The sequence below is a fragment of the Frankia sp. CpI1-P genome (genome assembly GCF_001421075.1).
GTDB lineage: Bacteria > Actinomycetota > Actinomycetes > Frankiales > Frankiaceae > Frankia > Frankia torreyi.
In genome coordinates this window covers 177,342-199,715 of record NZ_LJJX01000007.1, presented here as the reverse complement: position 1 = coordinate 199,715, position 22,374 = coordinate 177,342, and the positions used below count along the sequence as shown (strand labels likewise).

The following is a 22,374-nucleotide window of genomic DNA, read 5'->3' as shown; positions in this document are numbered from 1 at the left end:
CCCCACACACCAGAACGATGCGCGAAGAACAACCAGCCAGGCCATGAACGGGGTAAAACAATTGGCACTGACAATCGGCACGCTGTTGAGTTCTCAAGGAGCAGGCGCTACCAGCTCTTTGCCCTTGCGGGCTTCGTTCTGGTGCTTCTTTAAGTTACTCGCCTCTTCGTTCGGTGTCAAATCGCTCTGTTTTGTGCGAGATGAACCTTTTTCGAACAGGTCTTGCTTTTTCTCACTTACCCTTGCGGGGTTCGCGTTGGTGCTTTTTTAACTTACTCGGCCTCTTCGTTCGGTGTCAAATCGCTTCGTTTTGTGCGAGATGAACCGTTTCGAACAGGTTTTGCTTTCATGCGCGCCTGAGACAATCCGCCCTACGGTGATTGGCTCCTGCGATGTTTCTAGGTTACGAGCTTTGGCTGGATTGTGTCAAATCGCTCCGGCTTTCGATGTTTTCGCACCGACCTGCCGGCGATTGCCACTTTCACACCGTATCGCACCGTCCGCGGCCCGTTTCCTCGGGGGGTCTGTGCCCCCTCGGAGGAGATGTGGTCCTGCGCGACATCGAGCTCTTTGCGGAGCTCGGTGGGCGACGAAGGAGAACTATACACGAGGAGGGGCGCCGTGGGCGACCCCGAGGGCATAACTTTCTGGCACCGCCGACGGACGGTGCGTTAGCCCTCGTCCCGGTCCGACGGCCGGGACGTTCGGGTGGTTCCGACCCTGCTGGACACCCACCGACTGGCGTCGAACCACAGTCCGTTGCCGTCTGCCCAGGTCAACGTCCGACTCCTCGACCCGGTTCCCGGCCCGCCCGCCCAAGCCCTCGGTGCGCTCTGCCGGGTTGATGCCCGGTACCCACGCCACCCAAACCTTCCTTCGCGGACCGAGGCTGATCGGCACCCCGTCCGGGGGTGAACGGGGAAGCCGCCGGCGTACGGGTCTGCCGACCCGCGGCTGTTCCATAAGGCCGCAGGCCTCGCCTCCGACGGGTCGACCGAGCGCCGGACGAGGACGACGGGCTCTCGGACGGTGGATCGGTCGCACCCCGAGGCCGACCTCGGGCGCACCGGTCGACCGTGGGTCCCCCGACATGCTGGGATGGATCCGACGCGGGTGCCATGCCGCGATCGCCCCGGATTCCGGCGTCGGCCAGGCCCGGCCGAGCCGCACTCGTCGGCGTCGCAGGCCGGGCACTACGGCCGCCAGGCCGGATTCTCCCCGCGACAGCCGGCGCGTCCAGCCGAGTCCCGGCCCGGAGCGCGGCGGGACGGCGCAGGGCCGCGTCCCGACCGGATGCCGCCGGCGCCAGTCCGCGCAGAGAGGCGGAAGCGTGGTCGTCGCGCGCAACGGAACCCCTGCCGGGCGCCTGCGCCGGCCCGGCACCGCACGGGCGGCCGGGAGACCAGCACGGTTGTCCGAAGAGACCAGCACGGTTGTCCGGGAGAGGAGTGACGAGGTGTCGATGCTCGGCCGAGCCACCTGGCGGGAGCTCGGAGACGACCGCCCGCTGCTGGTGCTGCCACTGGGCAGCACCGAGCAGCATGGACCGCACCTCCCGCTCGACACCGACACCCGGGTCGCGTCCGCCGTCGCCCACGGTCTCGCGCAGCGGTTGGAGCCCCTGCTCGTCGGGGCGGCGTTGCCGTACGGAGCCAGTGGCGAGCACGCCGGGTTCCCCGGCACGGTCTCGCTGGGCACGCAGGTGCTCGAGCGGGTGGTCGTCGAGCTCGTCCGCTCGGTCGACGACACGGCTCGCGCCGTCGTACTGGTCAACGGTCATGGTGGGAACACCGCAGCCCTCTGCTCGGCCCGGCGGATCCTGGCCGACGAGGGTCGCCCGGTGCACCTGTGGNCCCCGACGGCGGNCCTGGCCGCGGCCGTCGGCGTGCCGGCGGCGAACCGCGACCTGCACGCCGGTCGCTCGGAGACCTCGCTGCTGTTACATCTGGCCCCCGACCTGGTCCGGCTGGACCTGGCCGTGGCCGGGCCCAGCCCGTCGCTCGACGACCTCCTCGCCCACGGCGTCGCCGCGCTCAGCCCCTCCGGGGTGCTGGGCGACCCGGGGGGCGCGTCGGCGGCCGAGGGCGCCCGCCTGCTCGACGCCTACGTCGACGACGCCGTCGAACGGCTGCTGGGCTGGACGCGGCGCCAGGGCCTCACACCCCCCGCGGCGCGAACCGTGGATCGGTCCGCGTGACGCGCGGCAGCGGCGGCCCGGCCTCGTCGCCGGCCCCCGTCGCGCTGATCACCGGGGCGGCGCGCGGTCTCGGGGCTGCGGTCGCCGAAACGCTCGACGCGGCCGGATACCGCCTCGTCCTTGCCGATCTGGCGGTGCCGGAGCCGCCGACGGCGGGCTACCCTTACGCGACCGGGCGAGAACTCGACGCCGTCGCCGCCCGCTGCCGCGACGCGGTGGCGGTCCGGGTGGACGTCCGCCGGCAGGCCGACGTCGACGCGGCCGTCGCCGTCGCCCGGGAGCGCTACGGCCGGCTCGACACCGCCGTCGCCGCCGCCGGCATCATCGCCGGCGGGCCCCCGATCTGGCAGACCGACGACGACTCCTGGCAGACGCTGCTCGCCGTGAACCTCACGGGTGTGTTCCACGTCATCCGGGCGGCGGTCCCGGCGTTGCTCGAGGCGCCCGCCGGCCGGTTCGTCGCGATCGCCTCCGCGGCGGGAACGCGGCCGCTGGCCCGCCTGGCCGCCTACTCCGCCGGCAAACACNGCGTCGTCGGGCTCGTGCGCAGCCTTGCCGCGGACCTCGCCGGGACGGCGGTGACGGCGAACGTCGTCTGCCCCGGCTCGATGGACACCACGATGCTGGCCGAGTCGGCGAAGATCTACGACCTGCCCGACCCGGGAGAGTTCGCCAGCCATGCCTACCTGCGCCGACTGCTGCAACCCGAGGAGGTCGCCGCCGCGGTGGCCTTCCTGTGCTCACCCGCGGCGAGCGGGATGACCGGTTCCGTGCTGGCCGCGGACGGCGGGTTCACCGGCTGAGCGCCCAGCCCGGCACCCCGCCTGACGGGGGCGCCCCATGACGAGGGCACAGCGCAACGAGGGCACAGCGCGACGGGGGCAGCGGCGCGACGGGGGTGCGGCGAGACGGCTGTCAGTCGGGCCAGCCGTAGCGTTCCGGCGCCAGGACGAAGGCGGCGGCTCCCCGCAGCGCGACACGGGCCGGATCGTCGCTGCGCCCGATGCGCATCCGCCGGACGAAGGCCAGACCGGCATGGCGCTCGAAGCCGGCGAGCAGGGCATCCCAGAAGATCGGGCCGGACTGCGCGAATCCGCCGGCCACGACGGCCGCCTCGAGGTCGAGCAGGCTGGCACTGGCGGCGAGCCCCGCGCCGACGGCAGTCCCGGCCCGGGCAAGCTCCCGGCGGGCGATCTCGTCACCGGCCGCGGCCGCGGCGGCGAGGGTGTGGCCGTCGGCCGGCTGGCCGTCGGCGGGAGTCCACCCGGCCGCCCGCGCCCGGTGCACCGTGCGCGGACCGGACGCGAGGGCCTCGACGCAGCCGCGACCGCCGCACGGGCAGTCCGGTCCGTCCACGTCCACCGGGACGTGACCGATATGGCCCGCGTTGCCGGAGGTGCCGTGGAACAGCCGGTCACCCAGCACCAACCCACCGCCGACGCCGGTCGAGACGGTCACCGCGAGCAGGTTGCGCACGCCCNGCCCCGCCCCGGCCCAGTGCTCGCCGGCGACGAGCGCGACGCCGTCGTTGTGGACCAGCACGGGCCGCCCGGGGAACAGCTCGCGCAGTCGGGGGCGCAGCGGGAACGCCTGCCAGGACGGGATGTTCAGCGGCGACACCTCACCCGCCGGCCATTGCATCGGGCCCGCGCACCCGCAGCCGACCCCGGCGACCGCGTCCGCCGTGACCTCTGCGGCCGCCAGCACCGCGCCGATGCAGTCCCGCAGCGCACCGAAGACCTCCTCGGCGGACCCGCCCGCGCCGCGGCCGGGCGTACACCCGCCCGGGTGATCCTCGGCCGGCCGGTGCACGTAAACGGGCACGGGCATGGGTCGGCGGGCGGTCGCGACGATCGTGCCGTCCGCGTCGACGATCGCGGCCGCGATCTTGGTGCCGCCGATGTCGACGGCGAGCGCGGGCCCGCCGGCGCGGCCCGGCGCCCCGAGCCCGGCCGCCGTCGCGGATGGTTCGACCCGGAATGCGCCCTGTGCCTGCGACGACAGCGACTGCGACGACAGCGACGACTGTGACTGCGACGACATCCGGACAGGATACGGAGACAACAACGGCCGGGCTCCAGCCTCGTCGGGGACGGGTGGAGGCCCGGCCGTGCCGGTCCAGGGGAACCGATCAGCCAGCCTTGCGCTTCTCGATCGCCTCGGTGAGCTGCGGGACGACGTTGAAAAGGTCGCCGACCAGCCCGTAGTCCGCGAACTCGAAGATCGGCGCCTCGGGGTCCTTGTTGACGGCGACGATCGTCTTGGACGTCTGCATCCCGGCCCGGTGCTGGATGGCACCGGAGATGCCGACCGCGATGTAGAGCTGCGGCGACACCGTCTTGCCGGTCTGGCCGACCTGGTTCTGGTGCGGGTACCAGCCGGCGTCGGTCGCGGCACGCGAAGCGCCGACGGCCGCACCGAGGGTGTCGGCCAGCTTCTCCACCAGCGCGAAGTGCTCGGCGGCGCCGAGACCGCGGCCGCCGGAGACGACGACCTGGGCCTCGGTGAGGTCCGGCCGGCCGGACTTGGCCTCGACCACCCGGTCGACGATCTTCGCGCCCTTGGCGGCGTCGGAGATCGCGACATCCACGGTCTGCTCGGCCGGCGTCGACGGCGCGGCCTCGGGGGCCGTGGAGTTCGGCCGGACGACGACCACGGCGACGCCCTTGGTGACCTTCGAGGTCACGATCGTCGAACCACCGAAGATCCCCTGGGTGGCGACCAGGTCCGCGGACAGCGCGGTGGCGTCCCAGATCAGGCCGGACTCGGTCTTGGCCGCGACCCGGGCCGCGACCTCTCGGGAGTCCGCGGTGGCCGCGACCANCACGGCCGCCGGTGACGCCTCGCCAACCAGCTTGGCCAGCACCTCCGCCGCCGGTCCGCCGACGTAGCTCGCGATGTCGTCCGACTCCGCGACGTACACCTTGGCGGCGCCGTACTGGGCGAGGTACTCCTTGGCCTTCGCGTAGGTGCCCGGGGCACCGAGGAAGACCGCGGACGGCTCACCGAGCGTGCGGGCGAGCGTCAGCAGCTCGGCGGTGACCTTCTTGGGTTCACCGTCGGCGTGCTCGACGAGTACGAGAACTTCAGCCATCGAACAAACCCCTCAGATGAGCTTCTGCGCGGCGAGGAACTCCGCGACCTTCGTTCCGCCGTCGCCCTCGTCCTTGACGATCGTCCCGCTCGAACGCGGCGGGGCGGGCTGCGACGTGACGACCGCCGAAGCGGCGCCCGCGAGGCCGACCGCGGCGCCGTCGAGCCCGGCGTCAGCGGCGGACAGCGTCGTCAGCGGCTTCTTCTTGGCCGCCATGATGCCCTTGAACGAGGGGTAACGCGGCTGGTTGATCTTCTCGACGACACCGACGACCACCGGCAGGCTCGCCTCGACGAGGGCGTAGCCGTTGTCGGCGAGCCGCTCGATCGTCACCTTGCTCGCGCCCGGGTCCACCGTGACCTTGCGGGCCTGGGTGAGCTGGGGTAGCCCGAGGCGCTCCGCCAGCAGGGCACCGATGACGCCGCCACGGGCGTCCGAGGCCTCGGAGGAGGTGATGACGATGTCCGGGGACAGCGTCGAGATCACCTTTGCGAGCGCCGCGGAGGTCGCCAGCGCGTCCGACCCGTGCAGCGAGTCGTCCGTGAGGTGAACGGCCTTGTCCGCGCCCATCGACAGGGCCTTGCGGATCGTCTCGACCGCCTTGGCGGGCCCCATCGTGACGACGGTGACCTCACCCCCGTGCGCTTCCTTGATCTTCAGGGCCTCTTCGACCCCGTACTCGTCCATCTCGTTCATGACGTTGTCGACGCTCTTGCGGTCGACAGTCTTGTCCGCGGCGTCGAGCTTCTTCTCCGCCCAGGTATCGGGAACCTGCTTGACGGTAACGACGATGTTCACGCCTTGGGGCCTCCGTAGCCAACATCCGATGTCAGTGCTCTTGACATCGTCGCATCTGGGGCGCTCACACGCCCGATGATCGGCGGCGTGACGCGGACCGCACTGTGCCCCTGACCTGGACAGCCGGCTCGGGACGGGGATCGACTACACGCCGTCACCAAGACTAGTCCGTGCGCCCCGCTGCAGCCATACCCCGCGGTGGGCGCATCACGCCCGGCCAGTTCCCCCCAGAGCAGGACAAGGTCTCCCCCGCCGACATCGCTTTGCGGGGCATTTGTCCAATCCACCCCATCATGCACGTGCATAAGTTCCATGCACATGGATGAGCAGATGACTGGACATCCACGCTCCGTGGCCTTGTCGCGAAGCCATCCCCGCCCGCCGACAGGACACCAGAGGCATCGGTCCCGGCCGTGCGTGCATTGCGGCCGGGTTATGCACACCCTCTTCCCTTGACAGTGACCGTTCCACTACTTTCTGCCTCAGGCGGTGTGCGCGGTCGGGCCGCCGCCAACTTAGGCCGACCTAACTTCGACGGGGGACAGATGTCGAATACGCCGCCGGAAAATCCCGCACCCACCTCCCCCTTCGCGCGTCTGCTGCGCGAGGCCGGGGTATCGGACACCAGGTTCGCCTGTCAGGTGAACGCCCGCGCCCGCCAGCAGCGCCAGATCGAGCTGGGCCTGGCAAGGACGACGGTCGGTCACTGGCGACGGGGCATGCGCCCGCGCGACCCGATGGTCGCCGAGCTGGCGGCCGCCGAGATGTCGGCCGCGCTGGGCTACCCCGTCCTGCCAGCCGACCTCGGCTGGCGCGGGGAGTCCTACCGCCACGACGACCTGGGGCTGAGCGGAGCGAACGCACCTGTCGAGACCCTGCGCACCCTCGCCGGACTATCGGGGAGAGACATGCGGCGACGTGATCTTCTCCAGGACGGAACCGCCTTCATCGCGTCCGCCTTCGCCGAGCCGGTGCTCTCCAGCCTCACCGGCGTCGTCGACCGGATCGTCGGCGCGCCGCCACCGGCCGCGGGCGGCGGCGCGCTGATCCGCGACGTGACCGAGACCTTCCGCACGCTCGACGCCAAGTTCGGCGGCAGCGAGATCCGCGCCCAGGCGGTCAGCTTCCTGCACGACCAGACCCGGGCCGCCCGCGACAACCGCCCCAACCCGGACCTGTTCAGCGCCCTGGCGGAGCTGACCCAGTTCTGCGGCTGGCTCGCCCAGGACAGCAGGCGCGAGGCGCNCGCCCAGCGCTACTACATCCAGGCCCTCAGTCTCGCCGAGCATGCCGACGACGCCATGCTCGCCGGACGGATCCTGTCCGGCATGAGCGACCAGGCCGCCCAGCTCGGCCATCCGCGCCAGAGCCTGGCGCTGGCCCGGGCCGCGCTGCGCCGGTCGCTGACGCACTCCACCAGCGCGGTGCGCGCCATGCTGTACGACAAGAACGCCTGGGCGCTGGCGCGCAACGGCGACGAGGCCGGATGCCGGCGCGCCCTGGACAAGATGGACGAGGCGATCGCCCGCGACGACGGGGCCGGGCCGTCCTGGGCCGGCCATTACAACGCCGGCGACGCCGCCGAGTGCCGCGGTCACTGCCTGCGGCTGCTGGAGCGGCCGCGCGAGGCGGTGGACAGGCTGGTCGAGGCGCGCGCGTTGCAGGGCGCGGCCCGCGCACGCACCCGCAGCTACGCCGAGGCCGACCTGGCACTCGCGTACCTGAGCGGGCCGGTAGCGGAGCTGGAAGGCGCCCTGGAGGCGGGCTACCGGGCCGTCTCCGTCGCCGGGCAGGTCTCCTCGCAACGGATCGCGCGGAAACTGGCCGAGCTGGACGGGGCCCTCAGCAAGCACCCGACCGTCGCGGTGCGGGAGTGGCGCGAACAGGCCCGCCCACTGCTCCAGTCCGCCTCCGCCGCCTGACCTCCCGACGGAGGCGGCCACTCGGTGTGATCCCTCCCCCACGTGACGCACTCCCGAGGTCTGCCTCGTGGCGGCCCGGCGCTCCCGCCGGGCCGCGCGGGGGTCCCCGCCAGGTCACGCGGGTCACCCACCGCTCGGATGCCCCGGCGCGCCGGGCACTCTGGGATGGTGACATCCGCGCAGGAGTCCGGCCGCACGGCGCCGGACGCCAAGACCGACACCGGACCGGGCGACATCCCGGTCGCCGCCCCAGAGCCCAGGGCCCGCCCGGCCGTCTCGGTCGGCACCGTCATCACGGTGATCGCCTGGGTGGTCGCCGCGGGCCTCGCCCTGCTCGCCCTCGGCCGGCTGGTGCACCTCGACGACGGCCTCGACTGGCCCTACTCGGCGATCAACGCCGTCACCCCGCTGCTCTACCTGCCGGCCTACGCCACGCTCGCCGTGGCCTTCGCCCTGCGCCGCAACCTTCTGCTGATCCTGTCGGTCGTGCTGGTCGCCGTCCACCTGTTCTGGTCGGTGCCCGAGGTGCTCCCGGGCGGCGCCGAGAATGCGCCTCAGGGGTCGGCCAGGTTGCGGATCATGTCGGCGAACCTGCTGTACCACAACGCCCACGCCGACCGGCTCGGCGCGCAGATCCGCTCGGCCAACCCCGACGTACTCATCCTCGTCGAGCTCTCGCCGCTGACGCTGGCCCGGGTGAACGCCTCCGGCGCCCTGGCCGGCTTCCCCTACCGGGAGGTGCACCCGACCGACGGCGCGTTCGGCGCGGCGATCTACTCCCGCTTCCCGCTGCGCGACGCCGCCGCCCCGGTCATCGGCGGGTCGATGTCGCTGCGGGCCACCGTCGAGGTCGACGAGAACCGCCGCTTCGTGATGTACGCGGTGCACACCATCTCGCCGACGTCCGGCTCGTACACCGACCGGTGGCGCACCCAGCTCACCGCGCTGCGCCACGAGGCCCAGCACGCCACCCTGCCGGTGGTCATGGCCGGCGACTTCAACGCCACCCGCGACCACCGGCCGCTGCGCAGGCTCGTCAGCGCCGGGGTCCGCGACGCGCACGACGTCGTCGGCGGCGGATGGGAGCCGACGTGGAGCGCCCGCTCGGTGCTGCTGCCGCCGGTGCTGCGCATCGACCACGTGCTGGCCTCGCCCGCCTTCGCGGTCACCGGCTTCCAGGTCGGCCACGACTTCGGCAGTGATCACTTCCCCGTCATCGCCGACCTGGCGATGCGGTAGCGGAATCAGCGGCCGATGAACTCGGCCTTGCCGGGGCCGTGGGCGAGGAAGGACTCCATGCCGATCCGGCGGTCCTCGGTGGCGAACAGGCCGGCGAACAGGGCGGCCTCCAGGCGCNGGGCCTCGGCGAGGGCGAGCTCCGAACCGTCGTCGACGGCCTGCTTCGCCGCCGCCAGCGCCATCGCGGGGCCGGCCGTGTACCGCCCGGCGATCTCCCGGGCCCGGTCGTAGACCTCGGCCGCGGGAACGATGACGTCGGCCAGCCCGATCTCGGCGGCCTCGTCGGCACGCACCTGCCGGCCGCTGAAGATGAGGTCCTTGGCCCGCCCCGGGCCGATCAGCCGCGGCAGGCGCTGCGTCCCACCGGCCCCCGGGATCACCCCGAGGAGGATCTCCGGCTGACCGACCTTCGCGTTGTCGGCGAACNCCCGCACGTCGGCGCACAGCGCGAGCTCCAGCCCGCCGCCGAGGGCGTAGCCGGTGACCGCCGCGACCACCGGCTTCGGGATGCGGGCGACCACCTCGAAGGTGGAGTTGAGGTCGCCGACCCAGGCCGACGCCTCCGCGTACCCCATCGGCGCCATCTGCTTGATGTCCGCGCCGGCGGCGAAGACCTTCTCGCCCCCGTAGATGACCACCGCCCGGATCGCCGGGTTGCGGGTCGCCTCGACGGCGGCCGCCCGCAGATCGGCGGCGACGCCGGAGTCCAGCGCGTTCATCGGCGGCCGATCCAGCCGGATGGTGCCGATCCCACCGTCGACCTCGAGCCGCACGACGCTCATCCAGGGTCCTCCCGCTCTGGCCCGCGCCCGGGCAGGCGGGGCATGGCGACACCCGGCCGGCCGCGGCGTTCGCGGGCCAGGGCCGCTCGCCACCCGGCCTGGGCGTCGGTCGCTCCAGGGGTGGGTCGCGTCGGCCGCCCGGGTCGGATCGCGCGGATCGGTGGGTGGTCGGAGGTCACGATAGGCCGACCGACGCTGATCTTCCTGCGATCGCGGCGGCGGGGGCGGGGTGGGACGGAGGCGCCCGATCGGCCCACCGGGGGCGGGGGCGTCCGTTAACGTCACCGAGGTGTCCGACGCAGGCGGCAGCACCCGCGCATCCCACGTGTCACCCCGCTCGAGCGGCGACCCGCGCCCGGGCCGACCCAGCCCGCTCGGGGTGATCTGGGACGGCGCCGGGGTCAACATCGCCGTCGCCGCCCCCGGCGCCGAGGCGGTCGAGTTCTGCCTGTTCGACGACGCCGACCGGGAGTCCCGCCACCGCCTGCCGGAGCGCGACGGCGAGGTGTGGNACGGCTACCTGCCCGGCGTCGGACCGGGGCAACGCTACGGCCTGCGCGCGCACGGCCCTTACGACCCGGGCCGGGGCCAGCGCTACAACCCGGCGAAGCTGCTGGTCGACCCGTACGCCCGGCTGCTGACCGGGGCGCTGCGGCCGGATCCGGCGATCTACGGATTCGGTGGCGGCGATCCCTACGGCTACGAGCCGGACGCACGGGACTCCGCCCCCTTCGTGCCCCGCTGCGTCGTCGCCGGCCCCGCGCGCCGGGACGGCACTCGGCGCCGGGGCCGGGGGCGGCATCCGGCGGACAACAGACCCGGGATCCCGTGGTCGCAGACCGTGCTGTACGAGGCGCACGTGCGTGGCTTCACCCGCCTTCATCCGGGCCTGCCGGCCCGGCTGCGCGGCACCTACGCGGGGCTGGCCCACCCCGCCGTGGTCGACCACCTGCACCGGGTGGGCGTCACCGCACTCGAGCTGCTGCCGGTGCAGGCCTCGGTCTCCGAGCCGGCACTGCTCGAACGTTCGAGAATCAACTACTGGGGTTACAACACCCTGGGGTTCTTCGCCCCGCACGCCGCGTACGCGGCGACCGGCGACCCGATCGGCGAGTTCCAGACGATGGTGGCGACGCTGCANGCCGCCGGCATCGAGGTGATCCTCGACGTCGTCTACAACCACAGCGCCGAGGGCAGCGAACGCGGCCCGACGCTGTCCCTGNGCGGCCTGGACAACGCGACCTACTACCGGGTGGAACCCACGGACCCGCGGCGCTACCGCGACGTGACCGGCTGCGNCAACACCCTGAACATGACGTCGCCGCACGTGGTGAAGCTGATCTGCGACTCCCTGCGCTACTGGGTGAGCGAGATGGGCGTCGACGGCTTCCGCTTCGACCTGGCCACCGCGCTCGCCCGCAACCCCGACGCCTTCGATCCCACCGCCGGCCTGCTGACGGCGATCCACGCCGACCCGCTGCTGTCGTCGGTGAAGCTGATCGCCGAACCGTGGGACGTCGGCTGGGGCGGCTACCAGGTCGGCTCGTTTCCGGCGCCGTGGGCGGAGTGGAACGGACGCTACCGCGACACGGTGCGGGACGTGTGGAACGGGCGGACCAGCGGGGTCGCCGACCTCGGCTACCGGGTGACGGGCTCGTCCGACCTGTTCGAGCACGGTGGGCGGCGGCCGTGGGCGTCGGTGAACTTCGTCACCGCCCACGACGGCTTCCCCCTGGCCGACCTGGTCTCCTACGCGGAGAAGCACAACGAGGCCAACGGCGANGGCAACCGGGACGGGGAGTCGGACAACCGCTCGTCGAACTACGGTGCGGAGGGCCCGACCGACGACCCGACGATCCTGTCCACCCGCCGCCGGGTGCGCCGCGGACTGCTGGCCACGCTGCTGTTGTCGGCCGGGGTGCCGATGCTGCTGGCCGGCGACGAGTTCGGCCGGTCTCAGGGCGGCAACAACAACGCCTACTGTCAGGACAACCCCGTGTCCTGGCTGGCCTGGCCGGGCTCCGAACCCAGGCCCAGGGCCGGAGCCGGTGCCGCAGCCGGTGCCGGGGCCGGTGGGCGCGACCCCGCCGGGCCGGACCCGGCGCTGCTACGCCTGGTCAGCGGCCTGATCTCGCTGCGTCGCCTCGAGCCGGCGCTACGCCGCGAGGTGTTCTTCCACGGCGGCGAGTCAGGCCCCGGCCGGCTCGCGGACATCACCTGGTTCCGCGCCGACGGGCAGGTGATGTCCACGGCGGACTGGAACGCGCCGAAGGTCGTCACGCTGGTCGCCCACATCGCCGCGGGTGCCCCCTCGAGCGCACGGGCGGGCGCCCCCTCGAGCGCCACCTCGGACGCCACCGAGGAGGCAGGGCGCGATGGTGGGTGCGCGCCGGGCGTGCTGGGCGTGATCCACCCCGATGGCGCGGACACCACCATCACCCTGCCCGCGGCGCCGTGGGCGCAGCGCTACGACCTGCTGCTCGACACCGCAGACGAGGATCTCGCGGGTTTCCCGGCGACCCTGGCCGACCCTCGCCGGACCCTGCTGCCCGGCGCCGTCGTGCCCGTCCGCGCCCGCAGCGTCCTGCTGCTGCGGGCGCATCCTCCGGCCTGATCAGCCAGCCGGGGCCATCAGGGTTGGCGCCCNCCGAGCCGGCGGCCGGAGGCCGGCGGCCGGGCGACGGGCGACGGGCGACGGGCGGGTGACGAGTCGGCGAGCTACGGGTTGGCGACGAGACCCAGCTCGGCGACGCTCGCGGTGAGGCGGTGGCGGGGCAGCACCCGCACGGTGTAGCCGAACGGGCCGGTGCGGCCCAGCGGGATCGTGCCCTCGTAACGAGGCCCGCCCTCGCCCTCGCCGGCGAGCTGCAACGACAGCACCTCCGGGGCGAGGATCCGGTCGGTCTGGTCGATCCGGCCGTAGGAGGCGAGGACGTCGACGTCGTCGGGGGCGAGCCCGCCGAGGTCGATCGTGGCCCGCACCACCAACGACTGGCCCACCTGGGGGGTGTCGCCGAGTCCGGCGGAGTCGACGTTGAGCACCCGCACCCCCGGCCAGGCGGCGCGGACCCGGCTCTTCCAGGCGGCGAGGTCGCGGGCACCAGCCAGGCCGTCGGCGGCGACGGTCCGGGCGGAGACGCCGGCCGGCACGTAGTACCGCTCGACGTACTCCTGCACCATCCGGCTGGCCAGCACCTGGGGGCCGAGGCTGGACAGGGTGTGCTTGACCATCGCCGTCCAGCGCCGCGGCGCGCCGTCGCCGGCGTCGCGGTCGTAGAACCGCGGGGCGACGGTGTTCTCCAGCAGGTCGTACAGGGCTGCGGACTCGATGTCGTCGCGCCGGTCGGGGTCCTCGACGCCGTCGGCGGTCGGGATCGCCCAGCCGTTCTGGCCGTCGAACATCTCGTCCCACCAGCCGTCCCGGATGGACAGGTTGAGGCAGCCGTTGAGCGCCGCCTTCATCCCGGACGTGCCGCACGCCTCCAGCGGGCGCAGCGGGTTGTTCAGCCAGACGTCCGAACCGGAGTACAGGAACCGCGCCATGCCGATGTCGTAGTCGGGCAGGAACACGATCCGCGCGCGCACGGCCGGGTCGTCGGCGAACTGGACGATCTGCTGGACGAGCTGCTTGCCGCCGTCGTCGGCGGGGTGGGCCTTGCCGGCGATGACCATCTGGATCGGCCGCTGCGGGTGCAGCAGCAGCCGGCGCAGCCGGTCGGAGTCACGCAGCATCAGCGTGAGCCGCTTGTAGGACGGCACCCGGCGGGCGAAGCCGATGGTCAGCACGTCGGGGTCGAAGACGGACTCGACCCAGTCGAGCTCGCCGGGGGCGGCGCCGCGCTCCAGCCAGGAGGCGCGCACCCGGCGGCGGACCTCGCCGACGAGCCGCTCCCGCAACTGGCGGCGGGTGGCCCAGATGACCTCGTCGGGCAGGGCGGAGATCTTGGCGAAGCCGGCCGCGTCGTCGGCGAGCAGCCCGGGGCCGGGCTGGCGGTCGGCCAGCTCGATGACGGCCCGCGACACCCAGGTCGGGGCGTGCACGCCGTTGGTCACCGAGCCGATCGGCACCTCGGCCGAGTCGAACCCGGACCACAGGCCCGCGAACATCTCCCGGCTGACGATGCCGTGCAGCTTGCTGACGCCGTTCGAGCGCTGGGCGAGGCGCAGGCCCATGTGCGCCATGTTGAACACGTTCGGGTCGGACTCGACCCCCAGCTCCAGGACCCGTTCGACCGGCACGCCGGGCCAGGAGTTGTCCCCGCCGAAGTGGCGGGCGACGAGGTCGCGGGGGAAGCGGTCGATGCCGGCGGGCACCGGGGTGTGCGTGGTGAACAGCGTGCCGGCGCGGGCGGCCTCCAGCGCCTCGTCGAAGCTGAGCCCGGTCTCGACGAGCTCGCGGATCCGCTCCAGGCCGAGGAAGCCGGCGTGGCCCTCGTTGGTGTGGTAGACCTCCGGCGTCGGCGTGCCGGTGACGGCCGCGTAGGCGCGCAGCGCCCGGACACCGCCGATGCCCAGCAGCATCTCCTGCAGCAGTCGGTGGTCGGTGCCGCCGCCGTAGAGCCGGTCGGTCACCCCCCGCTCGGCCGGCTGGTTGTCCTCGACGTCCGAGTCGANCAGCAGCAGCGGAACCCGCCCGACCTGCGCCTTCCAGATCTGCGCGTGCAGGGTGCGGCCCTCGGGCAGCCCGACGGCCACCTTCACCGGCACGCCGGCGGCGTCGGTGAGCTGGGTCAGCGGCAGCCCGTGCGGGTCGATGCCCGGGTAGCGCTCCTGCTGCCAGCCGTCGCGCGACAGGGACTGGACGAAGTAGCCCGCCCGGTAGAGCAGCCCCACGCCGATGATCGGCACGCCGAGGTCGCTGGCNGTCTTGAGGTGGTCGCCGGCGAGGATGCCCAGGCCGCCGGAGTACTGCGGCAGCACCTCGGTGATGCCGAACTCCGGCGAGAAGTACGCGATCGCCGCCGGNGCGCCCGGCAGCTGCTGCCGCTGGTACCACAGGTCGGCGGAAAGGTAGTCCTGGAGATCGTCCGCGATGTCGGTGAGCCGGCGCACGAAGCGGCGGTCCGCGGCGAGCGCGACGAGCCGATCGTGATCGACCTCGCCGAGCAGACGTACCGGGTCACCCTTGGTGGCCCGCCAAAGCTCGGGATCGACCGACTCGAACAGGTCCAGCGTCTCGGGGTGCCAGGACCAGCGAAGATTCAGGACAAGTTCCCCCAGTGGAGCAAGCTGCTCGGGGAGCTGCGCACGGACGGTGAACCGTCGTAGGGCTCTCACGAAGACGTGAGCTTAGAGGAGTGCCGGTGACGTGGGCGCACCCGGGTTCGACCGGCGGGTTACGTTCTCCGAACAACTCGCCGCCCGGCCGAACGACCAGTCGGAATCCTCCGGAATTGCACTCCTGAGACCGACCGGTCTTGCTACTCGTCGTCGGGCCCGGCGGCCACCTTCGCGGCGAGGGCGGACATGACCGCGGGGTCCCGCAGGGTCGTGACGTCGCCGAGCTCCCGCCCCTCGGCGACGTCCCGCAGCAACCGGCGCATGATCTTGCCGGACCGGGTCTTCGGCAGGTCGTCGGCCCAGACGATCCGCCGCGGCCTGGCCAGCTTGCCGATGCGCCGGGCGACGTGCTCACGCAGCTCGGCCTCGACGGCGGAGTCGCCGACCCGCTCGCCCGCCAGCGTCACGAACGCGACGATCGCCTGGCCGGTCTGCTCGTCGGCCTGCGCGACGACGGCGGCCTCGGCCACGGCCTCGTNGGCGACGATCGCCGACTCGACCTCGGCGGTGGACAGGCGGTGCCCGGAGACGTTGATGACGTCGTCGATCCGGCCGATGATCCAGAAATAGCCGTCGGCATCGAGCCGGGCCGCGTCCCCGACCACGTACGTCCTCGGGCCGAAGCGGGAGAAGTACGTCTCGACGAAGCGCTTGTCGTCCTTGTACAGGGTGCGCAGCATCGACGGCCACGGCTGGGTGATCACCAGAATTCCGGTGCCCTCGGTGACGGGCCGGCCGTCCTCGTCCAGCAGCGCCGGGCTGATCCCGGGCAGCGGCCTCGTCGCCGATCCCGGCTTGGTCGGGGTAACCCCCGCCAGGGGCGAGATGAGCACCGACCCGGTCTCGGTCTGCCACCAGGTGTCGACGATCGGGCAGCGGCCACCCCCGATCACCAGGTGGTACCACAGCCACGCCTTCGGGTTGATCGGCTCGCCGACCGTGCCGAGCACCCGCAGCGAGGACAGGTCGTGGCGGGCGGGGTACTGCGCGCCCCACTTGATGCAGGTGCGAATCGCCGTCGGTGCCGTGTAGAAGACGGTGACCCTGTACTCCTCGATGATCCGCCACCAGATGTCGTGGTCCGGATAGTCCGGGGCGCCCTCGAACATCACGCTGGTGACGCCGTTGGACAGTGGTCCGTACACGATGTAGGAGTGGCCGGTGATCCAGCCGACGTCGGCGGAGCACCAGTAGACGTCGGTCTCCGGGTCGAGGTCGAAGACCGTCCGCAGGGTGTAGGTCGCCCCGAGCAGGTAGCCCGCGGTGGTGTGCAGGATGCCCTTCGGCTTCGCCGTCGAGCCGGAGCTGTACAGGATGAACAACGGATGCTCCGCCGGGAGCGCCACCGCCGGGCACACCGGGTCGGCGGCGGCGAGCAGCTCGTCGTACCAGACGTCGCGGCCGGCGGTCATCGGCACCTCGGCGGCGTTCTCCCCCGGGCCGCGGACCACCACGATGTGCTCCAGCGCGGGCAGATCGCCGAGCTCGACGTCGACGGCGGCCTTCACCGGCGACCGGCGCCCCTTGCGCCGCGCCCCGTCGACGGTGATGAGCACCTTGGCGTCGGAGACCTCCATCCGCTCCCGGACCGCTGACGGTGCGAAGCCGCCGAAGACCACGTTGTGGACTGCGCCGATCCGGGCGCAGGCCAGCATCGCGGCGGCCACCTCGGGGATCATCGGGAGGAAGATGCCGACGACGTCCCCGGCCCGGACGCCGAGGGACAGCAGACCGTTCGCCAGCCGCTGGGTCTCGGCGAGCAGGTCGGCGTAGGTGACGTCGCGGTGCTCGCCCTCCTCGCCGCGCCAGTGGAACGCGACCCGCTCGCCCCGGCCGGCCTCGACGTGGCGGTCCAGGCAGTTGGCCGACAGGTTCAGCTCGCCGTCGGCGAACCACGTGTAGAAGGGCGGGTTCGTGTCGTCGAGCACCTGGGTGAACGGCTTGTCCCAGGTGAGCAGCTCGCGGGCCGCGGCGGCCCAGAACGCCTGCGGGTCCGCCGCGGCGGCGGCCCGGTCGGCGTCCACGGGCCGGCGTCGGGTGAACCCCGCCGGTGGATCGAAGCTCTCCACCGACAGCAGGCCCTCCAGCGTGGCCTCCAGATCGTTCGTGGCGCTCGGGTCGGTCGTGGCGCTCACGCCCGGATCGGTCACGGTTCCTCCTGGACGAAACGGTGTGCGCTTGGACACCGTCCCCGGTCTACCACGAAGACCGGCCGCCGCCCAGGCTCATCACGGGACGGCGGGAGTCGGATCGGGCCGGTCGGCGCGCACCCGGTCCAGCAGCGCCGCCAGCACCTGTTCGCCCGCGACCGCCCCCGCGTCGGCGGTGACGGCGACGTTCGGCGCCGACCAGCCGAGTTCGTGCAGCTCACCGTGGGCAGGCCGGACGGCGGCGTCGGCGGCCAGCAGCATCGGGATGTCCAGGACCGAGTCGCCAGCGGCCAGCAGCGTCGCCGTCCCGGCCCGGCGGACCACCTCGTCGACGGCCCGCTGCTTGGTCAGCACCGTCGGCACCAGGTACACCTTGCGGCCCTGTACCGACACCGACCAGCCGGCCGCCCGTGCCGCCGCGGTGACGCCGGTCAGGTCCGGGATGGCGGGCCGGTCGTGGGCGACGAGATAGACGAACAGGTCGTCGGCGGCGCGGACCGTCCGGGCCCAGCCGCCGGCGGCGAACCGTTCGGCGAGCGCCAGCATCTCGGCCAGCGGCGCGCCGGCGGCGGCCAGCTGCGCCGCGATCCCGGCCGCCCACGCCGGGTCGGGTGCTCCATCGACGAGCAGGTGCCCGCCGTTGGCCGCGATCGCGTACCGCGGCCGGATGCCCAGGTCGACGCGGCGGTACTGGGCGAGCGTGCGGGTGGTGACGGGAACGACGACGGCGCGGCGATGCAGCTCGGCCAGCAGTGCGAGCTCCCGCGCCGTCGCGAAGGACAGCGGGGCGCCGTCGAGCCGCTCGACCTCGACCAGCTCGACCTCGACCAGCGCGGGCTCGACCAGCGCGGGCTCGACCAGCGCGGGCTCGACGGTGCCGGCTGGCGGCAGCAGCGAGCGCCGGGAGAAGATCAGTGTCTTGTCCAGGTCGAGGGCCACCAGGTGGCCGCCTCCCGCCGTCACNAGGCGTCCGAGGGGCCCGGGACATCAGGGATGTCCGAGATATCCGGGACGTCCGGGCGCCAGCGCGCGTTCGGGGTGTGGAACACCGGCGCCGCGCCGACCGGACGCACCAGCCCCACGCACGAGAACGGCAGGTCGGCCATCTCCTCGACCTCGACGCCGCGGTCGGCGGCCAGCGCCAGGACGTGGGGCAGCTCGTCGACGCGGTCCGGGGCGACGAGGATGCGCCACGGCACCCGGCGCAGCAGCACCCGGGTGGTCTCGCCGACCCCGGGCTTCACCATGATCACATCCGGGATGTCGTAGGCGGNGGCGATGCGCTCCACCGCCGCCCAGCCGGCCCAGGTCGGCCGCCGGTCGCCCGCCNACAGCCGCGGCCAGGTCTCGGCGACCTCGTCCGCGACCGCGTCGAACTGCGCGACGACCGTGTCGATGAAGTGCCGGGACAGGTCGTGCGGCGCGAGCTCGCCGTAGTACTTCGCGCCGTGGAAGTCGTTCGGGCCGATGTGCTCGGCGTTGAGGACGGTCCGGCTGACCAGCCCGCTGACCGTGGAGTTCAGGCAGGCGCTCGGGATGAGGAAGTCGTCGCGGGTGCCNTACAGCGGCACGCACCGCGCCGGATCGGCGAGCACGGCGAGGGTGTCGTCGAGGCCGAGACCCGCGACCGCCTCGCTGAGCACCCGCGTCATCACACCCTTGCCCGTCCAGCCGTCGACGAACTGGATCGCCTCGCGGTCGAACCGGTCGGTCAGGTAGCGCACGGCGTTCATGTCCACCCCGCGATCCTTGATCACGGAGATGGCGTGGTGCGGGGTGTCCAGGCCGTGCCGCCAGCCGTACCAGCGGCGCATCAGGATCCCGACCGGCGTTCCGGCCCGGGCGATCGAGACCAGGACCGGCTCGGGCTTCGTGACCCGGACGAGTTCGGCGACCAGCCCCGTGGCCAGCGCCACCCGCCGGGCCGAACGTTCCAGTGCCTGATGGTAGAGGCGGAGGTAACCGGCGTCGGGCTGGTACTCGACGGGCAGGTCCTCGGAGTAGTGCCGGCCGGCCTGCATCGCCTCCTCGCGGTCCTCGGTGGGCCGTTCGAGGTCGACGGCGCTCAGATCGGTGAGCAGGAAGGTGACGTCCGCCGGGTCGTACGAGCCCGAGCCGATCGTCCCCGCGAGCGCGGGGTCGCCCGGCCGCCCGGCCACCGGCGTCGCCGGCCCGGAACCGGTGGCGCTCATCGGGCCTGCTCCGGCCGGGCCGGGCGGTAGGCGGGCAGGGTGAGCACGGCGACCGGGGCGCAGCGGCGCAGCTCGGCGACGAGGCCCGCCGGGTCGGCGACCGGCGCGGGCGAGGCGGCGTCCGCGCCGGAGTCGACGATCAGGACGATGTCGTCGTAGACGCCGGGACGGACGTTGTAGACGTGGCTGACCCGGCTCGGGTCGTCCGGCGCCGGGAACGTGAGCGCCGCCCGGATGGCGTAGCCCTCGACGTCGACCGGATGGACCGGCGAGCGGGTCGTCGACTGGTAACGGACCTCGCCGAAGCCGGCGGCGGCCAGCGTGTCCGCGATCCGCATCGGGGTGTACATCAGTTCCTCCGTCCCAAGGACGAGTGTGCGGCCGTCCGGCCGGGTCAGCGCCGCGCGCACGGCGGCGGCGACCGGTGCCAGGGCGTCGTCGAGCCGGCGCCGATGAGCCGGCGACCAGCCGTACCGGCCGCCTTCGGGCAGGTCCGCCGGCCAGTCCGCGGCCAGCCACCGAACCGGATGGCCGGCCTGGACGGACGCGGAGACCCGGGCGGGCGCGGAAACCTGGACGGACGGCGACACCTGGACGGGCGGCGACACCTGGGCGGGCGGCGACACCTGGGTAGGCGGCGCGGCCCCGGCGAGGNGGGCGCGGATGCTCGCCGCCCGGTCGGCGATCTCGGGCGGCACCGTGACGGTGGCCGCGATCAGGGCGACGACCTCGATCCGGACGCCGAGCTCGGTGGCGAGCTCGGCGAACGCCGTGCGCGCCGCGGCCGGCCGGGCGTCGACGAGGGTCGCCACCACGTAGCGCCCGCGAGGGGCGTGGGCGTGCAGGATGCGGATCGTGCCGAGGGCGGTCCGGCCGGTGGACAGCTCGTCGTCGACGAGCACGATCGGCTCGCCGCCGCGCAGGATCGCCGGGTCCTCGGGGACCAGCCAGTGGTGGGAGGCGTGCGAGTGCGACTCGGTGAACTCCAGCACCGGCGGCACTCCGGACAGGCCCCGCCGGGTGGTGTGCAGGTAATGGCTACCCGCCAGGCCGTCGGCGACGGCGTGGCCAAGCGCCGTCGCCGTCTCGCAGTAGCCGATGACGAGCGGCCCCGTCCGCACGCCACCGTCGTGGCGGGCCGCGGCGGCGGCCGCGCCGTCGGCGGGGAAGTCGGGCAGAGCCCGTACCAGCGCCGCGAGGTCCGCGCCGGCGGCCAGGCCCGCACCCGGCGCGACCGGCAGGTGCTTGCCGAGCACCCGGCTGACCAGCAGGTGGGCGCGGCGCGGGTTGCGCCGCAGGGCCAGCCCGACCAGCGCGTCCAGGCCCCCGCCGCGCACGTCCGCGCTGACCTCGACGGCGAGTCCCAGCTCCGCCCACAGCCAGCCCGGGTCCGCCGGCACCGGCGTCGTCGTGGTCATCGGGCGGTCCCCACGCCGCTGTGGCCGCGGGTCGCCGCCAGCACCTCGACGAAGGTGTCCCCCTCGCGCAGGACCCCGAACGCCCTGGCCCGGCGTAGCACCGCCTCGGCCCAGGCCCGGTGCGGGCGCAGCTCGTTCATCTTGTTCGCGTAGCTGCTCGGGCGGACCCCGCCGGAGTCCCCGGCGAGGATCGTCTNGGCATCGGTGAACTCCTCCTGGCTGACGACGTGCAGCGCGTGCACGGCCGGGACGTGGCTGGGATGGATCACGGTCTTGCCGATCAGACCGTTGGCCCTGTCCAGGACGACCTCCCGGATCAGCCGGTCGAGGTCGGCCGAGACCAGCGCGCTGCGCATCCGGATCGCCTCCTGGCTGCCGTCGACCCGGTCGGCCTGCTCGAACGGAGTCACCCGCAGCGAGCTGACGAACAGGCGCTCCGGCTGGGCGAAGTACTCCCACACCGGGCCGGTGACGATGTGATCGCCGCCGCGGGCGCAGATGTTCACGATGTCGGCGATGCAGTCGCGGACCACGGCGATGTCGTAGATCGTCAGGTCCCGGTCCCGGCGCAGCCCGAACAGCCCGCACAGGTCGGTGGCGCCGAGCCGGATCGCGAGAACCTGCTCGGCGTGTTTGTCGNCCAGTCGCCGCACGGCCGTGAGCGCCTCGACCCGGGTCTCCCGATTGATCACCGGTGGGCTTTCCAGCACCGGCATCGCCCACAGCGGCCGGCCGACGATGTCGGAGGCCCGCAGCACCGCCTCCAACCCCGCCTCGCCGCCCTCCTCGGCGAACTTGGGCAGGACGAACCCGGCGAGGCAGCGGGCCCCGCCCGGACCGAGCCGCGCGATCAGGTCCGGGATCTGCCCGACGGCGCGCACCCGGACGAACAGCAGGGGCAGCCCGTCGCCGGAGCGCGGCGGGTCGTCGGCGAGCGAGCGCAGCGCCGCGACGACGTTGGCCTCGGCGTCGGCCACCTCGGTGTCGGCGATCGAGTCCTCGAGGCAGAGCACCATCGAGTTCACCCCGGCCGCGCTCTGCCGGCGCACGTCGAACGCCAGGTGGGGCCTGGTGCCCGGCGCGTACAGCGTCGCGCCGAGCGCGGTGGCCAGNAGCCGGCGGTCCCCATCGACGGCGATCTCCTCCGGCGGACGGTGGAACAGGATCTTGATCGTCTCGTTGTCGAGGAAGGCGAAGTGGCGCAAGCGACGTTCCCCTCGTGAAAGGCGGCGGCGTCGCTCGACCAAGGTCCCCGGTTCGGTGTGCGCCGGCCGGACTGGCAAGATCGTCAAACGTCGCCTT

General features: G+C 73.1%; 11 protein-coding genes and 26 pseudogenes. 14 read left to right on the top strand and 23 right to left on the bottom strand.

Going from position 1 to position 22,374, the window contains the following annotated elements; translation table 11 throughout:
- The 5 genes and pseudogenes from FF86_RS35560 to FF86_RS42520 form a co-directional block, all read left to right on the top strand.
- The coding region (locus FF86_RS35560; protein ID WP_206778909.1) for a hypothetical protein at positions 1-271 on the top strand (271 nt) is incomplete at its 5' end.
- Between the two features lie 573 nt (positions 272-844).
- Positions 845-1,852 (top strand): annotated as a pseudogene (locus tag FF86_RS64005) (creatininase family protein); the annotation flags it as partial.
- 14 nt (positions 1,853-1,866) lie between these two features.
- Positions 1,867-2,197: creatininase family protein (locus FF86_RS42525; RefSeq protein ID WP_242418329.1), on the top strand; the 331-nt coding region annotated here is incomplete at its 5' end.
- A pseudogene (locus FF86_RS07185) lies at positions 2,194-2,724 on the top strand (SDR family NAD(P)-dependent oxidoreductase); the annotation flags it as partial. The gene FF86_RS42525 and the pseudogene FF86_RS07185, both read left to right, overlap by 4 nt.
- Position 2,725: 1 nt before the next feature.
- The coding region (locus FF86_RS42520) for an SDR family oxidoreductase (RefSeq protein WP_242418328.1) at positions 2,726-3,000 on the top strand (275 nt) is incomplete at its 5' end.
- 112 nt (positions 3,001-3,112) lie between these two features.
- Here the strand turns inward: FF86_RS42520 and FF86_RS42515 are convergent.
- From FF86_RS42515 to FF86_RS07170, 5 genes and pseudogenes are all read right to left on the bottom strand, one after another.
- Positions 3,113-3,677: pseudogene (locus tag FF86_RS42515) on the bottom strand (ROK family protein); the annotation flags it as partial.
- A 1-nt stretch (position 3,678) separates the two neighbouring features.
- Positions 3,679-4,027: ROK family protein (locus FF86_RS42510; RefSeq protein WP_396229801.1), on the bottom strand; the 349-nt coding region annotated here is incomplete at its 3' end.
- A gap of 301 nt (positions 4,028-4,328) precedes the next feature.
- Positions 4,329-5,020, bottom strand: a pseudogene (locus tag FF86_RS07175) (electron transfer flavoprotein subunit alpha/FixB family protein); the annotation flags it as partial.
- Position 5,021: 1 nt separating this feature from the next.
- Positions 5,022-5,291 (bottom strand): annotated as a pseudogene (locus FF86_RS42505) (electron transfer flavoprotein subunit alpha/FixB family protein); the annotation flags it as partial.
- A gap of 12 nt (positions 5,292-5,303) precedes the next feature.
- Positions 5,304-6,089 (bottom strand): electron transfer flavoprotein subunit beta/FixA family protein, encoded by a 786-nt coding sequence (locus FF86_RS07170; RefSeq protein WP_044886668.1) that lies wholly within the window; start codon positions 6,087-6,089, stop codon positions 5,304-5,306.
- 545 nt (positions 6,090-6,634) lie between these two features.
- Here FF86_RS07170 and FF86_RS42500 point away from each other — a divergent pair.
- The 3 genes and pseudogenes from FF86_RS42500 to FF86_RS07160 all read left to right on the top strand — a co-directional run.
- Positions 6,635-7,334, top strand: a pseudogene (locus FF86_RS42500) (transcriptional regulator); the annotation flags it as partial.
- Between the two features lies 1 nt (position 7,335).
- Positions 7,336-8,011, top strand: a pseudogene (locus FF86_RS42495) (transcriptional regulator); the annotation flags it as partial.
- Positions 8,012-8,176: 165 nt separating this feature from the next.
- The gene (locus FF86_RS07160) at positions 8,177-9,250 is read left to right on the top strand and encodes an endonuclease/exonuclease/phosphatase family protein (protein ID WP_044886670.1); all 1,074 of its coding nucleotides are present in this window, start codon (positions 8,177-8,179) and stop codon (positions 9,248-9,250) included.
- Between the two features lie 5 nt (positions 9,251-9,255).
- Here the strand turns inward: FF86_RS07160 and FF86_RS42490 are convergent.
- The 3 genes and pseudogenes from FF86_RS42490 to FF86_RS42480 all read right to left on the bottom strand — a co-directional run.
- A pseudogene (locus tag FF86_RS42490) lies at positions 9,256-9,367 on the bottom strand (enoyl-CoA hydratase/isomerase family protein); the annotation flags it as partial.
- A gap of 1 nt (position 9,368) precedes the next feature.
- A pseudogene (locus FF86_RS42485) lies at positions 9,369-9,676 on the bottom strand (enoyl-CoA hydratase-related protein); the annotation flags it as partial.
- Position 9,677: 1 nt separating this feature from the next.
- A partial coding sequence (locus FF86_RS42480; protein WP_242418327.1) for an enoyl-CoA hydratase/isomerase family protein occupies positions 9,678-10,032 on the bottom strand: 355 nt, incomplete at its 3' end.
- A gap of 325 nt (positions 10,033-10,357) precedes the next feature.
- Between FF86_RS42480 and FF86_RS42475 the strand changes: the two are divergent.
- From FF86_RS42475 to FF86_RS42450, 6 pseudogenes are all read left to right on the top strand, one after another.
- Positions 10,358-10,543, top strand: a pseudogene (locus FF86_RS42475) (hypothetical protein); the annotation flags it as partial.
- 1 nt (position 10,544) lies between these two features.
- A pseudogene (locus tag FF86_RS42470) lies at positions 10,545-11,172 on the top strand (glycogen debranching enzyme GlgX); the annotation flags it as partial.
- A 1-nt stretch (position 11,173) separates the two neighbouring features.
- Positions 11,174-11,254: pseudogene (locus FF86_RS42465) on the top strand (hypothetical protein); the annotation flags it as partial.
- A gap of 1 nt (position 11,255) precedes the next feature.
- A pseudogene (locus tag FF86_RS42460) lies at positions 11,256-11,330 on the top strand (hypothetical protein); the annotation flags it as partial.
- Between the two features lies 1 nt (position 11,331).
- Positions 11,332-11,814, top strand: a pseudogene (locus tag FF86_RS42455) (glycogen debranching enzyme GlgX); the annotation flags it as partial.
- Between the two features lies 1 nt (position 11,815).
- Positions 11,816-12,646: pseudogene (locus tag FF86_RS42450) on the top strand (glycogen debranching enzyme GlgX); the annotation flags it as partial.
- Positions 12,647-12,750: 104 nt separating this feature from the next.
- On the opposite strand, the pseudogene glgP reads toward FF86_RS42450, so the two are convergent.
- From glgP to FF86_RS42385, 15 genes and pseudogenes are all read right to left on the bottom strand, one after another.
- Positions 12,751-14,645: pseudogene (gene glgP / locus FF86_RS07145) on the bottom strand (alpha-glucan family phosphorylase); the annotation flags it as partial.
- Between the two features lies 1 nt (position 14,646).
- Positions 14,647-14,895 (bottom strand): annotated as a pseudogene (locus tag FF86_RS42445) (hypothetical protein); the annotation flags it as partial.
- Between the two features lies 1 nt (position 14,896).
- Positions 14,897-14,997 (bottom strand): annotated as a pseudogene (locus FF86_RS42440) (hypothetical protein); the annotation flags it as partial.
- A 1-nt stretch (position 14,998) separates the two neighbouring features.
- A partial coding sequence (locus tag FF86_RS42435) for a DUF3417 domain-containing protein (RefSeq protein WP_242418326.1) occupies positions 14,999-15,309 on the bottom strand: 311 nt, incomplete at its 3' end.
- 143 nt (positions 15,310-15,452) lie between these two features.
- Positions 15,453-15,790 (bottom strand): annotated as a pseudogene (locus FF86_RS42430) (acetyl-coenzyme A synthetase); the annotation flags it as partial.
- 1 nt (position 15,791) lies between these two features.
- A partial coding sequence (gene acs / locus FF86_RS07140) for an acetate--CoA ligase (RefSeq protein WP_242418325.1) occupies positions 15,792-17,462 on the bottom strand: 1,671 nt, incomplete at its 3' end.
- Between the two features lie 78 nt (positions 17,463-17,540).
- Positions 17,541-18,425 (bottom strand): annotated as a pseudogene (locus FF86_RS42425) (hypothetical protein); the annotation flags it as partial.
- A gap of 1 nt (position 18,426) precedes the next feature.
- Positions 18,427-18,735 (bottom strand): annotated as a pseudogene (locus FF86_RS42420) (RNA-binding protein); the annotation flags it as partial.
- Positions 18,736-18,792: 57 nt separating this feature from the next.
- Positions 18,793-19,021, bottom strand: a pseudogene (locus tag FF86_RS42415) (cysteine protease StiP domain-containing protein); the annotation flags it as partial.
- Position 19,022: 1 nt separating this feature from the next.
- The coding region (locus FF86_RS42410; protein WP_255355724.1) for a cysteine protease StiP domain-containing protein at positions 19,023-19,654 on the bottom strand (632 nt) is incomplete at its 3' end.
- Positions 19,651-20,308, bottom strand: a pseudogene (locus tag FF86_RS42405) (TRSP domain-containing protein); the annotation flags it as partial. The gene FF86_RS42410 and the pseudogene FF86_RS42405, both read right to left, overlap by 4 nt.
- A 1-nt stretch (position 20,309) precedes the next feature.
- A partial coding sequence (locus FF86_RS42400) for a phosphoribosyltransferase domain-containing protein (protein ID WP_242418324.1) occupies positions 20,310-21,072 on the bottom strand: 763 nt, incomplete at its 3' end.
- Positions 21,069-21,268, bottom strand: a pseudogene (locus FF86_RS42395) (HpcH/HpaI aldolase/citrate lyase family protein); the annotation flags it as partial. The gene FF86_RS42400 and the pseudogene FF86_RS42395, both read right to left, overlap by 4 nt.
- A 1-nt stretch (position 21,269) precedes the next feature.
- Positions 21,270-21,711 (bottom strand): annotated as a pseudogene (locus FF86_RS42390) (HpcH/HpaI aldolase/citrate lyase family protein); the annotation flags it as partial.
- Between the two features lies 1 nt (position 21,712).
- A pseudogene (locus tag FF86_RS42385) lies at positions 21,713-22,184 on the bottom strand (HpcH/HpaI aldolase/citrate lyase family protein); the annotation flags it as partial.
- Positions 22,185-22,374: the final 190 nt, after the last annotated feature.

Excerpts from the sequence above, each read along its gene's own strand:
- FF86_RS07160 (WP_044886670.1), top strand. The coding sequence starts at position 8,177 with ATGGTGACATCCGCGCAGGAGTCCGGCCGCACGGCGCCGGACGCCAAG.